At 56.7% G+C, this 13,838-nt stretch carries 17 protein-coding genes; 9 read left to right on the top strand and 8 right to left on the bottom strand.

Annotated elements, in window-relative coordinates; translation table 11 throughout:
- Window positions 1-43: 43 nt before the first annotated feature.
- The gene (locus tag BQ8290_RS09430) at window positions 44-1,534 is read right to left on the bottom strand and encodes a TolC family outer membrane protein (RefSeq protein WP_443112315.1); all 1,491 of its coding nucleotides are present in this window, start codon (window positions 1,532-1,534) and stop codon (window positions 44-46) included.
- A complete protein-coding gene (locus BQ8290_RS09435; RefSeq protein ID WP_108789607.1) occupies window positions 1,531-2,133 on the bottom strand; it encodes a protein-L-isoaspartate O-methyltransferase in 603 nt (200 codons plus the stop codon). Before BQ8290_RS09435 ends, BQ8290_RS09430 begins: the two co-directional genes overlap by 4 nt.
- Window positions 2,134-2,298: 165 nt before the next feature.
- On the opposite strand from BQ8290_RS09435, the gene fumC reads away from it, so the two are divergent.
- The 3 genes from fumC (at window position 2,299) to BQ8290_RS09450 (ending at window position 5,955) form a co-directional block, all read left to right on the top strand.
- Window positions 2,299-3,759 carry a class II fumarate hydratase gene (fumC, locus tag BQ8290_RS09440; RefSeq protein ID WP_337661277.1) on the top strand — a complete coding sequence of 487 codons (1,461 nt, stop codon included), beginning with the start codon at window positions 2,299-2,301 and terminating at the stop codon, window positions 3,757-3,759.
- A 131-nt stretch (window positions 3,760-3,890) separates the two neighbouring features.
- The gene (locus BQ8290_RS09445; RefSeq protein ID WP_337661278.1) at window positions 3,891-5,162 is read left to right on the top strand and encodes a sensor histidine kinase; all 1,272 of its coding nucleotides are present in this window, start codon (window positions 3,891-3,893) and stop codon (window positions 5,160-5,162) included.
- A 25-nt stretch (window positions 5,163-5,187) separates the two neighbouring features.
- Entirely contained in the window at window positions 5,188-5,955 is a 768-nt protein-coding gene (locus BQ8290_RS09450; protein ID WP_108789608.1) for a response regulator, read from the top strand.
- Between the two features lie 121 nt (window positions 5,956-6,076).
- Here BQ8290_RS09450 and BQ8290_RS09455 read toward each other — a convergent pair whose 3' ends face one another.
- Window positions 6,077-6,385, bottom strand: coding sequence for a UrcA family protein (locus BQ8290_RS09455; RefSeq protein WP_337661279.1), 309 nt, complete (start codon window positions 6,383-6,385; stop codon window positions 6,077-6,079).
- Window positions 6,386-6,626: 241 nt separating this feature from the next.
- Here BQ8290_RS09455 and BQ8290_RS09460 point away from each other — a divergent pair, with 241 nt between their 5' ends.
- The 3 genes from BQ8290_RS09460 (at window position 6,627) to BQ8290_RS09470 (ending at window position 7,979) form a co-directional block, all read left to right on the top strand.
- Entirely contained in the window at window positions 6,627-6,899 is a 273-nt protein-coding gene (locus BQ8290_RS09460; protein ID WP_108792235.1) for a hypothetical protein, read from the top strand.
- A gap of 4 nt (window positions 6,900-6,903) precedes the next feature.
- Window positions 6,904-7,656 carry a metallophosphoesterase gene (locus tag BQ8290_RS09465; protein WP_108789610.1) on the top strand — a complete coding sequence of 251 codons (753 nt, stop codon included), beginning with the start codon at window positions 6,904-6,906 and terminating at the stop codon, window positions 7,654-7,656.
- A 125-nt stretch (window positions 7,657-7,781) separates the two neighbouring features.
- Window positions 7,782-7,979, top strand: coding sequence for a hypothetical protein (locus BQ8290_RS09470; RefSeq protein ID WP_108789611.1), 198 nt, complete (start codon window positions 7,782-7,784; stop codon window positions 7,977-7,979).
- 93 nt (window positions 7,980-8,072) lie between these two features.
- Here BQ8290_RS09470 and rpsI read toward each other — a convergent pair whose 3' ends face one another.
- The 5 genes from rpsI to BQ8290_RS09495 all read right to left on the bottom strand — a co-directional run bounded on the left by rpsI (window position 8,073) and on the right by BQ8290_RS09495 (window position 11,565).
- The gene (gene rpsI, locus BQ8290_RS09475; RefSeq protein ID WP_108789613.1) at window positions 8,073-8,645 is read right to left on the bottom strand and encodes a 30S ribosomal protein S9; all 573 of its coding nucleotides are present in this window, start codon (window positions 8,643-8,645) and stop codon (window positions 8,073-8,075) included.
- Complete coding sequence (gene rplM / locus BQ8290_RS09480) at window positions 8,645-9,124, bottom strand: 50S ribosomal protein L13 (RefSeq protein ID WP_108789615.1); 480 nt, start codon at window positions 9,122-9,124, stop codon at window positions 8,645-8,647. Before rplM ends, rpsI begins: the two co-directional genes overlap by 1 nt.
- 212 nt (window positions 9,125-9,336) lie before the next feature.
- On the bottom strand, window positions 9,337-10,086 hold the full coding sequence (locus tag BQ8290_RS09485; RefSeq protein WP_108789617.1) for a hypothetical protein: 750 nt from the start codon (window positions 10,084-10,086) through the stop codon (window positions 9,337-9,339).
- Between the two features lie 46 nt (window positions 10,087-10,132).
- Window positions 10,133-10,477, bottom strand: coding sequence for a divalent cation tolerance protein CutA (gene cutA, locus BQ8290_RS09490; protein ID WP_108789619.1), 345 nt, complete (start codon window positions 10,475-10,477; stop codon window positions 10,133-10,135).
- Window positions 10,474-11,565, bottom strand: a complete 1,092-nt coding sequence (locus BQ8290_RS09495) for a COX15/CtaA family protein (RefSeq protein ID WP_108792237.1) — start codon at window positions 11,563-11,565, stop codon at window positions 10,474-10,476. Before BQ8290_RS09495 ends, cutA begins: the two co-directional genes overlap by 4 nt.
- Before the next feature lie 83 nt (window positions 11,566-11,648).
- On the opposite strand from BQ8290_RS09495, the gene BQ8290_RS09500 reads away from it, so the two are divergent.
- From BQ8290_RS09500 to BQ8290_RS09510, 3 genes are all read left to right on the top strand, one after another.
- Window positions 11,649-12,092 (top strand): MerC family mercury resistance protein, encoded by a 444-nt coding sequence (locus BQ8290_RS09500; RefSeq protein ID WP_108792239.1) that lies wholly within the window; start codon window positions 11,649-11,651, stop codon window positions 12,090-12,092.
- A gap of 58 nt (window positions 12,093-12,150) precedes the next feature.
- Entirely contained in the window at window positions 12,151-13,143 is a 993-nt protein-coding gene (thiS, locus tag BQ8290_RS09505) for a sulfur carrier protein ThiS (RefSeq protein ID WP_108789621.1), read from the top strand.
- A gap of 108 nt (window positions 13,144-13,251) precedes the next feature.
- The gene (locus BQ8290_RS09510; protein WP_443112316.1) at window positions 13,252-13,782 is read left to right on the top strand and encodes a hypothetical protein; all 531 of its coding nucleotides are present in this window, start codon (window positions 13,252-13,254) and stop codon (window positions 13,780-13,782) included.
- Window positions 13,783-13,838 lie beyond the last annotated feature (56 nt).

Raw genomic sequence — 13,838 nt, forward strand, 5'->3', positions numbered from 1 at the left:
GATTATGCCCCGTCCATCGCGTTAACCATAACGAATCACGCAACTAACGCGCTTCGTTGGGATCCAATACGGGACCAATGAAGTCATCGGAAGTGTTTATGTCAACGGTTCTGGTAGAATTTGCAGCGGCTTCGGGGTCGCGATCCCAATCCCAGAACCGGCCGCTCACACGATCGGCGTTCACTTGGGGATCGTATAACGGGCCGCCAGTGTCCAAATTCAAATCGCGCGCCTCGGCTTTACCCATTGCTGCCAAGAGTGTGAAACCAGCGACATAAGCGTTCCGGCGCGCGGTAACGAGCTGTGCCCTTGCGGACAGCAATTCTTGCTCTGCGTTCAGAACGTCGATGATAGTACGGTTTCCGATGGAATTTTCCGCGCGAACGCCCTCAAGGCTTAATTCCGCAGCTTCAACTGCGGTTTGGGAACTTGCGATGACCGCGTTTGATGCCGCCCAATTGGAATAGGCGGACCGGGTTTGCGCGATCACGCTGCGTTCGGTCGCAATGACTTGTTCCAGCGCTGCGGATTCGCGGGCGCCGGCCTGACGTTGTTGGGCAGCGGGTCTGCCGCCTTGGAACAACGGAATGGTCACACGGACGCCGGCGTTGGCCGTCGCTTCGCGTTGTTGAAAATCGGACGCAATCGGGCCGCCCAAAGTGCCAAAGAAATTGCTGTAATCGTAATTGGCAAAAAGGCCGATCGTCGGCAATCGTCCAGAACCGGCGACTTCGGTGTCGTATCCAGCGGCTTCTGCGCGTTCTTTGGCCGCGATAAGATCGGGGTTGTTATCCAGTGCGGTCACAACCGCCATACCAACCGTTTCGGGCAAGCCGGGCAGGGGCGGTGGTGCTTCCAAACCCATCGGGGCGCGGCCAACCAATTGAATATAGGTTTGTTGAGCAGCGATCATATTGGCATACGCGCTGCGCAGGTCCCCTTCGGCGACGGCCAATCGCGATTGCGCCTGAGCGACATCGGTCCGCGTCAGATCGCCAATCTCGAACCGATCGCTGGTCGATTGGAACGTCACGCGCAACACTTCGACCTGATTGGCCGACAACTGCGCCAATGCCTCTGTCCGCAACACATCCATATAGGCGGCGACGGTTTGGCTAAACACCGAGCTTTCGGTGGCGCGCAAATCCGCCTGACCGGCGGCAACACGTTCCTGGGCAGCGTTGATGCCGTTGCGTACAGCACCACCGGAATAGATCGGCACCAACACTTGCGCGTTCACGCCAAGATTGCGTTCGGGTGCGGTGAAAGAATTGGCCGATTGGCGCAAAAATTCCAGATGCGTTGCGGTCACATTGACGCTGGGCAGGCCCGGTGCGCGTTGAATCGGCACATCTTCATCGGTGGCGCGTTGCGATGCGCGCGCCCCTTCCAAGGTGGGGTTGTCATTGTAAACCGCCACCAAAGCGTCGCGAAGAGTTTCTGCCTGAGCCGGTCCAGAAACGCCAAGCGCGACGATTGCCCCCATATAAGAGGCCGTTTTGGCAGCGCTCAAAATGCGGGGGCGTTGTTTCATGAAAAAGTCCAACTTGTAGGAACATCAAAATCGTGGAGGATCGGCATGCCGATATCTTCAACCGGTTGCAGGGTTACCTGACCGGTGATTTTTCGACCCGACGCCAATCGAGTCACTTTGCGCAGCAAAAGACCCGAAACAATCACGCCGTCATCCGAAAGAGCGCCAGCAAATGATTCGGGCAGGGCTTCGATTGCTCCATCCACAAGGATCATCGAAAATGCCCCGTCGGGTAGCGCGCCTTTCGCAGCGTCAGCCGCCGAAACCACTGTGATCTCGGCGACCAGTGGTCGCATCAACTCAGCAAGGTAACCGGTGCCGCCTTCGACGATCAAAACGCGATCCGATGGTTCGGGCGCCGCTTCGAGCAGGAGTTTGCCGTAAAACAGAGGCGAGGCGAGATGCGCATCGTCGCCAAGCGCGACCGAACGGTCGATATAGGCCAGCCCCGCTTTGTCATCGGGCAGGTGATCTTCGCGCGGCACTGCCATCATCCGTGCCAGAACGAATTCTTCGTTCACGCCGCTCGTGCGCAGCTGGCTGTCGATCATGGCTTTTCGCGCGGTCGATGTGTCGCGTGTCATGGTGGTGTTGCTCATACCTTCTCCATAAGACTGTATTAGTATCGCAATACAGTTCGTCAACCCTTCCTAGCCATCACACGCCCAACTTCCAAGCTTCCCTTTGACCTTGGGCCAAGCGACGTCATAAAGAAGCCTCAAAGGGACCGGGATGCGGTTTCGACCGATACCAGGAGAGCTTCGATGAGTGACATTGAATCGAGTGATAGCAACAAGACCGTTCATAATGACGGTGAGATTTTCGGCGCAACCGGCGAAGTGCGTATTGAAAGCGACTCGCTTGGCGATGTTGCTGTTCCCGCCGATGCCCATTGGGGCGCCCAAAGCCAACGCAGTTTGGCCAATTTTGCGATTGGCACCGAAACCATGCCGGCCCCCTTGGTGAAAGCGTTGGGGATTCAAAAACAATCTGCCGCCGAGGCGAATATGGAATTGGGCGTATTGGACGCCAAATTGGGCGATGCGATCGTCGCTGCCGCCGCTGAGGTGATTGATGGGACGTTGTCCGACCAATTCCCATTGAGTGTGTGGCAAACCGGTTCCGGCACGCAATCGAATATGAACGCCAATGAAGTGATCGCCAGTCGCGCCAACCAGATCCTGACCGGGCAACATGGCGGCAAGGACCCCGTTCACCCCAACGATCATTGCAATATGGGGCAAAGTTCAAACGACACATTCCCAACCGCGATGCACATCGCCGCAGCGGGAGAAACCATTGAACAATTGATCCCGGCTCTGGCGCATCTTCACACCGCTTTGGACGACAAGGCGAAAGCCTATGCCGATATTGTCAAAATCGGCCGCACCCATTTGCAAGATGCCACGCCGCTCACATTGGGTCAGGAGTTTTCGGGTTATGCGAAACAGATCGAATACGGGATCGCGCGATTAAAGAATGCTTTGCCGCGCGTGCTTGAATTGGCGCAAGGCGGCACCGCAGTGGGCACAGGGATCAATTCCAAAGCGGGCTTTGCCGAAAAGTTCGCCGATCATGTGGCTGCGATCACCGGTCATGATTTCGTCACCGCTCCAAACAAGTTTGAATCGCTCGCAGCGCATGATGGTTTGGTGGAATTGTCGGGCGCGCTGAATTCCGTGGCGGTTTCATCCATGAAAATCGCCAATGATATCCGCTTGTTGGGATCGGGCCCGCGTTCGGGATTGGGCGAAATTGCTTTGCCAGCGAATGAGCCGGGATCATCGATTATGCCGGGCAAGGTGAACCCGACGCAATGCGAAGCGCTTACGATGGTGTGCGCTCAAGTCATGGGCAACAACACGACCGTTAGCGTGGCGGGATCGCACGGCCATTTGGAATTGAACGTGTTTAAGCCGGTTATGATCAACGCGGTGCTGCAATCGATCCGTTTGTTGAGTGATGCCGCGCGCAGCTTTACCGACAATTGCGTTGTAGGGATCGAAGCAAATACGGGCCGCATCGATCAGTTGATGAACGAAAGCCTGATGCTCGTCACCGCGCTCAACCCACATATCGGGTATGACAACGCGGCGAAGATCGCGAAAAAAGCGCATGCCGATGGCACGACGCTCAAAGAATCCGCGCTGGAGCTGGGCTTGCTCACCGAAGAGCAATTTGCGCAGTGGGTGGTTCCGGCGGAAATGATCAAGCCGCGGGCGTAAATTGGACGAATTCGGGTTCGCCGGCGGCCAAAGTGTAACGCCGCCGCCGGTGAACCATTCGACCAAACGAGCATTCAGACCGACGACCGGTTGGCGCTTTGCCTTACGAAGCGCTATTTGAACGGTTGAATATGGATCAATTCACATCATCAAGCGCGACTATGAAGGCCTTGAGCTCTTCATCAGGCAAAGCGCCAGCGATCAGCGTGCCGTTTCGAACGGTGTTGATTTCGATGGTCGTCCTATGGTCGACCTATTTCGTTTTGATCACGGCGCGCAGTTACATCCTCGATCTCGACATGCAGATGGAGATGGCGTTCCGTCGCGGGTTGGTGACGATCGCGGGCATCGGTCTGACGGTGGTTCTGTGGGCGTTGCTGCGTCTGGTCGATCGCCAAGCTTTATGGATCAAGATCGGCGCGGCCACGTTGTTTGCGATTCCCGTGGCGATCTCCATTGGTCAGATCAATCATTTCGCGTTTCAGGATATTCAAGAACGGCTGGAACAACGGTTCGTCGAAGAGCGCGGCTTTCGTTTTGATGACGAAGGCAATTTGATGTTCGATCTACCCGAAGGGGTCACGGTGAAAGCGCCCGGGCCCGATAGTTCAAGCCCGCCGAAATTGTCCGAATCGTTGATCATTGCGCCCGCCGCCATGCGCGAAGACGATTGGAAGACCGTTTTGGAGATCGCTCTGGGTCGCTATTTCTTGTTGCTGGCTTGGGCCTCGACCTATTTTGCCTTGCTCGCCGGGTATCAGGCGCGCGCGGCGGAAAGGCGTGAACAACAATTCCGGTCCGCTGCGAAAGCGGCCGAATTGCGATCCCTGCGGTATCAGGTGAACCCGCATTTCTTGTTCAACACGCTCAATTCTCTGTCGGCTTTGGTGATGACCGGAAAGGCGGATCGCGCCGAGCGAATGATCCAAACCATCAGCCGCTTTTACCGACACAGCCTGGCCGATGAACCGACCAGTGATGTGTACCTCAAAGACGAATTTGACCTGCAACAGCTCTATTTGGACATCGAAGCGGTCCGCTTTCCCGAACGCCTTAAGGCGGAATTCGACCTGCCGGATGACCTTGATAAAGCGCGCGTTCCGGGCATGATCCTGCAACCCTTGGTCGAAAACTCGGTCAAATACGCAGTGTCCGCGGTTGCGCGGTCGGTGCATATCAAAGTGATAGCGCGCGAAGAATTCGATCGGTTAGTGGTGAGCGTGAGCGATGATGGCCCCGGCGTTCCCGATGGGACAAAGCACGGATTTGGGATCGGCCTCGCCAATGTGCGCGATCGATTGCAGGCCCGCTTTGGATCCGATGTTGCATTTTCCTCTGGCCCCATTCCCGGCGGATACAAAACAGAGATCCGCATCCCCCTTTCCCGCCCTCTACCCACATAATTGCACAAAGACCGGATGATATCTGATGGCAGATAGCGAAAATGAGATTCAGGCCCTGCGCACTCTGATCGTCGATGATGAGCCATTGGCGGTCGAACGTATTCAGGTCATTTGCGCCGAATTGCCCGCGATCCGCGTCGTTGGCACCGCCAGCGATGGGGCCGCCGCATTGCGATTGGCCGACAAATTGGAACCCGATCTCGTGTTGCTGGATATGACCATGCCGGAGATCGATGGTTTGGGCGTGGCACGCAAATTTTCTGAGCGCGATGAACCGCCCGCCGTTATATTCGTCACGGCGCATGATCATTTTGCCGTCGAAGCCTTCGACCTCGAAGCGATCGACTATGTTTTGAAGCCAGTTTCTGCCGACCGATTGGCGCGCGCGATTGAACGCGCCGGCGCCCGTCGCGGTGAACGCAAAGAAGCGCCCAGCCAGTGGTTGGATGAATTGTGGGTGCCACACCGGTCGGAGTTGTTGCGCATCGCGGTTAGCGAAGTGCATCAAATTGATGCAGAGCGCGATTATGTGCGTTTGCATGTCGGTGATCCGGCACAGCCCGATACGGAGTCGCGCTCTTACCTGCTGCTTCAAACGATTGCCGGTCTCGAAGCGCGGTTGGATCCGGACAAGTTCATCCGCATTCACCGATCAACCATTTTGCGCCGTGATAATATTCGCGGCCTGCGCCATGACGGTTTGGGCGTGTGGTCCGCCGAGCTTCAAAACGGCGAAGCGCTTCGGATCGGGCGGACGTATTTGTCCAAAGTGAAGGCTATGGCCGGGCGCTAATCGTCTTTTTCAACTTTCAAAAAAATCGGCCCGAACCCCGGGACTGATTAGGGTTCGAGCCGAAATGTCTGCGCGCTAAACGGGGTGCCCGTTTGGGCTGGCGCGCAGGATGTAAACGGGCTTAGCCGCCGCGTCGTTGGTTCTCTTCGATGGCTGCCAGTTGGCTTTTTGCGCTGGCTCGCGCTTTGGCGACGCATTCGCGCGCTGCGCTTGAACGGATGCGGGTGCCAGTGCGAACATAATCAACATGGCACACTTCGCGTGCTGCACGTTCGATCCGCTCATCCAACATGCGCTGTCCTTCGACGGTGTTCAGGTCGAGCCCAGCGGTGCTTACCGATTCCGTCGGCAGATCCTCTGGACCGGCGAGCGCAGGTGTTGCGGTGAAAACGAGGCCAATCGTGGCGGTTGCAAGTGCGATAGTCTTCATAGTTTCTCTCCTGTCAGCAAGGGGGCCGTGCCTGATCATCGGGGGCGATCGGCGAGGGGGGTTAGGGGGGTGACCGCCGTGCTGTGATTTAAGAATTAGGGCAGGTGAGCGGCGTGGTCATGCGATGCTCGACCAACAGGCACGCAATTGTCGATTGGCGGTGAGCGAAAAGATCGATGCGCTACCAAGCCCGACAAACCGCGCATTTCATCCGACGTGCGATTACGCCATAGTGTCATCTATGATTCTGCTGCTCTTCATCATGTTCTTGCTTGGCATTGCCAATTTTGCATTGCATTCGGCCGTTCTGGATAGCGGCCATCCGCTTGTTGGTCAGATGCCAACTTTTGTTCAAATGTTAGGTGGGCGGTTGACCTTGGTCGCGGAATTTTTGGTTTTGTTGACGGCGATGTTGTTGGCCGCAAACGGTTGGGGCGCCTTGGTTTGGGTCTATGCCGGCTATACGGCGTTGAACGGTGCATCGGCTTGGCTGATCCTAAGCGGTCGGATCTAACGCTATGACGACGCGCCTTTTCCATGTCAGTGATGTGCATTTCGGGGTCGAGGATCGCGCCGCCTTGTCTGCGGTTGAACGGGCCGTTGCCGATGAACGCCCCGACGCCCTTATTTGCACCGGAGACATCACCCAACGCGCCAAGCATCGCGAATACGCTGCGGCTGCGGATTGGTTCATGGGTCTTGGCATCCCCGTCCTGCTAGAACCGGGTAATCATGACATGCCGTATTACAGTCCGTGGGAACGTTTCACCGATCCGTATCGGCGGTTTCGTCGGCTGGACCGAAGATTGGGCGGTGTTTTAGAAAGCGACGATCTCGTTCTTGTCTCGCTCAAAACCACGGTGCGCGCTCAACGCCGTTTCCCATGGTCGGATGGCGTGATCACCCAATCCGCCTTGGATGCAACGGTTCAGCGCCTTAATGAGATTGGCGATGATCCGCGCCACATTATAGTGACCGGTCACCATCCGCTTTTGGGTCCAGATGGGGCGACGACCAACCCCACAATCGGCGGCGATCACGCCTTTGCAACTCTTAGCGCGGCTGGGGCGGATGCGATGTTGTCCGGCCACGTCCATATTGCGTTCGACCAAATGCGCACCTGCGACGGGCAGTCGGCCCGTTTGATTGGCGCGGGCACATTGTCGACCCGATTGCGGCATGGCGCGCCGCCTTCATACCGGGTGATCACCGCTCAACGCGGTGGTCCCATCACCACTGAACTAAGAGAATTGCCCCGGCCCGCCGAATAAACTGGCCCCGCGCCTGCGTCTTGCTTTGGTAAGATGGGGGGCTTGCAATTTAACCCTTCTTGGCTGGGCCGCGTTAGGACCCTTTCGCGGATAAGGGTTGAGCATAACATAAAAGGGCAAGCGACATGGACCTGATAAAGGCGATGGGGTTTGGCGCGTTGATCGCCGGATGCGTTTCTGTTGTGATCGGCACGCAAGGATCAGCCGGAGGACAATTGGCGATCCATTCGTACGACGTGATTGACTTCAAGGTCTATTGGTCTTGGCCGGCATTCTTGGTCAGTACCGGGTTGTTCTGGGGGCTGTTGTTGTTGCAACGGTGATGGGCATACCATCGGCGTTCAAAGCCAAACGAAAAAGGGCGGCCTCTCCGATGGAAAGGCCGCCCTTTTTGTAAGCGTTTGACGCTTTTTGGATTAACGCTTCGAGAACTGGAAGCTGCGACGGGCTTTCGCGCGGCCGTACTTCTTACGCTCAACAACGCGGCTGTCGCGGGTAAGGAAGCCAGCAGACTTCACAGTGGCGCGCAATTCCGGCTCATATTTGGTGAGAGCCTGGCTGATGCCGTGCTTAACCGCGCCAGCTTGGCCCGAAAGGCCGCCGCCGCGAACGGTTGCGATCACATCATACTGACCTTGACGGTCGGTGATGGTGAAAGGTTGGTCGATGATCAAACGCAGGGTTGGACGTGCGAAATACACTTCCTGGTCCCGGCCGTTCACGATGACCTTGCCTGTGCCTGGTTTGATCCAAACACGCGCGGTTGCGTCTTTACGACGACCGGTTGCATAGGCACGGCCTTGCGCGTCTAGCTCTTGATCACGCAATGGCATGGTGGGTTGAGCCGCCACGGTTTGAGCGATTTCTGCTGCGTCACCCGCTGGTGCATCGCCAGCAATTTCTTTCAGATCGGAGAGATCAGAAACGGTGGTTGTTTCGGCGCTTTTGGTTTCGACGTCTTGCGTCTCGCCTGTGTTTTCGCTGACCATTATGCAGTCACCTTGTTCTTGCGATTCATAGAAGCAACATCGAGCACCTGCGGAGCTTGTCCGTCATGGGGGTGTTCTGTGCCGTTATACAGGTGGAGCGAACGCATTTGCTCACGTCCCAATGGGCCGCGTGGGATCATACGCTCAACAGCTTTTGACAAAACACGCTCAGGGAAGCGACCTTCGAGAACCTTCGCAGGGGTCGTTTCCTTGATGCCACCAGGGTGGCCGGTGTGTTTGTAATAGATCTTTTTCGTCGCCTTGTTGCTGGTGAATTTCACCTTGTCGGCGTTGATGACGATCACATGGTCACCGCAATCGACATGCGGTGTGAAGCTTGGCTTGTGTTTGCCGCGCAAGTGATTGGCGATGATAGAAGCGAGACGGCCGACAACGAGGCCTTCGGCATCAATCAAATGCCATTTCTTCTCGACCTCTGCCGGTTTAATCGACCGGGTCTGTTTGCTGATAGCCTTCATGGCTGAACGTCCTTCAATCAAAGGGATGAATTAAAAAAAACCAAGGTTCGCTGGTTTGATTTCCGCTCTCCGCGCCGAATCGGGCAAGAGCCAGATATCAATCTGGCGAAGTTGAAGCGGCCATCTGTGCGTCAGAGCCGCTTAAGTCAACAAAAACCGGGGGTTTCAAAGGAGGTAAAATAATACCGTACAACTTTGGGGCGATCCAAAAGCTAGAATTCGGCCAACGTCCATTGCTCTTTCGCGCGGCTTTCGCTTTGTCCGATGCGGGTCACAACTTCGCGGTCAGCCTGCGCCAGCCACGCTCCTTGGGTGGAACAAAGCGCGGTGTAGAGCACTTCAAACTGCCCAACCCCTCCATTGGGCAGATTGATCTGCTGGCTTGATCGGCGCGGCTCTTCGCTCGGATAGAAGAGATCGCCGGGCATGCGATCCAACAAAGACGCTCCGGCCCGCTGCATCTGCATCAGATACGCTTGGTGGGCGGCCCGTTCGTCATCGGGAATATCGCGTTGCTCGATCATCCGGCGCGCCTCGTCCACCGCTGCGGCCATATCCGCGGCACGCGTGCCGTTGCCCGCAGCATAGATACGACCTGCGCTGGTTAGCATAATCGGCCACATTTGATCGGTCGGGCGCGACCGCTCGATTGCGGTCAACGCTGCAAGCGATTCAGGAGCATCAACCGCCACATCGATTTGTGTTCCGGTGATTGAAATGGTGGACGCGCCATCCGCGCCATGATCAGCCGAATAACCAAATTCGACGCGCCAATTGCGTTCAATGCTCAAACTAGCGCCGCCCCTAAGGCTGCGTTCCAGTCGACGAAACAGACGCATCGGTCGCGACGGTATGGCCAAACCCGAACGCGCGAATAGTGTGTGCGGCCCAAGGCCCAGCACCGCCGCAGAACCAAATGCGACGAACGCACCCATCGCAGCCCGGCGCGAAGGTTTGTTCATCTGGTTCCCCCTGGTTGCATGAATGTAGACCGTCCCTCGTTACACTTTATGGTTTGACTACAGTGCTTTCCAGCCAAGCCAGCGTCGCCGGATAGGCCGTGTCGCACCGCCATCCAACCACGGCGGGTGTATCATAGGGATGAAGCTCTCCCAAACGCGCAACGCATGCGTTCAGTCGTGCGCTCGTGGTTTTGAACAGGACGGAGACTTCGATCGCGGTTGAGATCTCGCCATTATATTCGAACACAGATTCCACATTTGGTACGATATTCGCGCAAGCAATCAGTCGCTCCGACAACAATTGACCGGCAATCCGCCGGGCGGAATCGCCATCGGGAAACGGGCAATAGGCAAGGGCGGCCTGACTACGATCGGGCGTCTCGCTGGTCATGGTAAGGCGGCCGACACGCGTTTTTGTTGAGTTTGCATGCCATCGGCGTGCATCGCCCATGCGGTGGACGCCACCAACAACGCGCCGGTCAATTGATGCGCCGCTGCGATCCACAAATTGACCTGAGACAAGACCGTGGCGATCCCCAAAAGGATCATGATGCCAAACGCGCTGTGCACCGCGATAGAAGCGCGCCGATCGAATGCGCGAACCCGCCGCGCCAGGTAGATCAACGCGGCAACCGCGACCCACGCCCACCAACGATGGACGAAATGCAAGAAAAGCGGGTCATGCGTCAGAGTCCAAAACACGCCATCATCAAAGCTGAGTTCTGGGATCAGCCGGCCGTTCATTAAGGGCCAATCATACGCAACGTGACCGGCGTTCAACCCGGCGACCCATGCCCCCAACAACAATTGAACAAACAGGACAAAAGCCACCAATGCTGAAGCCAATGTCATCGGTGCCCCCCCGCTAATCGGATCGCGGGCAAGGACACGCATATCGCGTGCGGTCCAAACCAACGCGCCCAACAACAACAACGCCGTCAGCAAATGCAGTGACAAACGAAAATGGCTGACATCGGTCATGTCGCCGACCAAACCCGATTGCACCATGAGCCACCCGAATAGCCCTTGAAGTCCGCCCAGCGCCAAAAGACCCACAAAGCGCCCTTTAAAGCCGGTGGGGATCGCGCCTTTCACCCAAAACCAAACGAGCGGCGCGGCATAGGCGAAGCCGACCATCCGGGCGAGCAAGCGGTGAAACCATTCCCAAAAATAGATGAATTTGAAATCGGCCAGTGTCATTCCGGCCAAACTCGCCTCCAACCGATATTCAGGGGTCGCCTGATATTTGGCAAATTCCGCCTGCCAGGCTGCGTCGGTCAAGGGCGGTAAAATGCCCGTTGCCACTTGCCATTCGGTGATGGACAATCCGCTTTCGGTAAGCCGAGTGATCCCCCCGATAAGCACGATAACCACCACAATCGCGGCGACAATTTCAAGCCAGCGGGCAATGGCCAAGGGCAGCGCATTCGGGTTCGGAGCGCCTTGGTTGGTGGGGGATGTGTTTGGGGTCGTTGCCATAAGGCCTGCGTAAATGTGCGGTCTTTGCAGCGCATGCAAGTCTGATTGCTGCATTGCCCGATGCATGGCGTGCAAAGGCGCCGATGGCCAAAACCCTTGCACAATGTGATGTTGTTACATATTTAAGCCACATCGTGATGCAGGACAGCAATCCTCCGAATCGCCCCAATAGGCGAACTATCCTCGACCAACTTGGTATTGGGGTTGCGGGATTGTGCGCGCTGCATTGTGTTGCGACCATCCTATTTGTCTCTGGATTGGGTGTGGGCGGACATTTCCTACTTTCGCCTGATATTCATCGATTCGGTCTGGCTATCGCGTTGATCATCGCCGCCGTTGCGATCGGCTGGGGCGCGTTGAAACACCGGCGCGCGGCGCCGTTTGTGATCGCGATGATGGGCCTTAGCTTTATGGGTGGAGCGTTGGCCGTTCCGCATGGGAATGACGAATTTATCTTGACCATTATCGGCGTTTCGCTGGTTTCCTTTGGTCACTTGTTGAATATTCGCGCGACGCTGACGCAATAAATTGCCCTGATCAAATGCGAAGGTTGCACCGTGGCGCTGCGCGGCTATTTCAGTGTGCATGAGCGAAATGAAATCCATCACATTGAACGGCGAAACTCGCCGAACATCCGCTGCTACGATTGCTGACCTGGTCAAAGAGCTTGAGCTGTCGCCAGAAAAGGTGGCGGTCGAACGCAACGGTGAAATCGTGCCGCGATCCACTTTGGCGAACGCGCCTCTTGCTTCGGATGATGTGTTGGAAATTGTACACTTTGTCGGCGGCGGCGATCACGTCGATCCTGCGGCGGACACTTGGTCTGTTGCTGGGCGCACATTCACGTCGCGCCTGATCGTTGGCACGGGCAAGTACAAGGACTTTGAAGAGAACGCCGCGGCATTGGAAGCCAGCGGCGCGGAAATCGTCACAGTGGCGGTGCGCCGGGTCAATGTCACCGATCCCAAGGCGCCGATGTTGACCGATTACATTGATCCCAAAAAGGTCACCTATCTGCCCAACACCGCAGGGTGCTTTAACGCCGATGACGCGATCCGCACATTGCGATTGGCGCGCGAGGCCGGGGGCTGGGATTTGGTCAAACTCGAAGTGTTGGGCGAAGCGCGCACGTTGTATCCCAATATGCGAGAGACATTGGAAGCCACCGAAGTGTTGGCCAAAGAAGGGTTTCACCCGATGGTCTATTGCGTCGATGATCCGATCGCCGCGAAACAATTGGAAGACGCAGGTGCGGTTGCCATCATGCCGCTGGGCGCGCCGATTGGATCAGGGTTGGGAATCCAGAATCAAGTGACAATTCGATTGATCGTCGAAGGCGCGAATGTGCCTGTATTGGTCGATGCAGGCGTGGGCACGGCGTCGGATGCTGCAGTGGGGATGGAATTGGGATGCGACGGTATCTTGATGAACACGGCCATCGCAGAAGCCAAAGAGCCCATTCGCATGGCGCGTGCCATGAAACTTGCTGTCGAAGGTGGTCGCGAGGCGTATTTGGCCGGGCGAATGGGGCGGCGCAAATACGCTGATCCCAGCAGCCCGCTTGCCGGGCTGATCTAACTCAGGCGCAGCCCGCATTGCGTCGGGTGCAACGGAAAAACCGCTCTATGGTTACCGCGTGTTAACCAAGTTGTTGGACAACCGTCTCCCTTATTCAGGAGACGACGAGTGACACTTGCCAACAGCGCGACCATGGCCATCGGCGAAATGCGTGAATTCGCAGGGTTCGAACCAAGCGAGCAGCGCTATATCAAGCGCAGCCTCGATATTGGGCTTGGCCGGTGTGACGCATTCCAATTGTGGGGCGACAGCGAGGCGGAAAGCCGCGCGATCCGTCGGCAATATGTCGTCTATCAAGACTTGAAAGCGCTTCGCACGCTAGTCCCGCATCACGATGAACCGGTCGAGTTGGAGCGGTTTATTGGCAAACTCATCGGTTTGGCGGTGCATGATCTGGAACCGGAACGGATTGTGAGCTTCTCGGCGTTCCGTTTTCTTTACGAACGGCTTTTGGGCGCAGATGCGCGCCCTTACCTGCCTGCGGCGTTCTGCGCCGCGGCGGCTTTGCCCGCTATTCGGCCTGAACATCGCAAAACACTGCTGCAAAGCTTGAGCGAAGCCGCTGCGACCGCACCAGGTTGGTCAGGCCGTGAGCCCAGCTTCTACCCAGAGTTTATCGAGGATGTTGAAGCAGCTTGAAGATGATGGTCGCACCCTTTGCGATCATCATTGAAACTAGCTCCTAAACCCTCTCG

It is taken from the genome of Erythrobacter sp. Alg231-14 (assembly GCF_900149685.1).
GTDB lineage: Bacteria > Pseudomonadota > Alphaproteobacteria > Sphingomonadales > Sphingomonadaceae > Erythrobacter.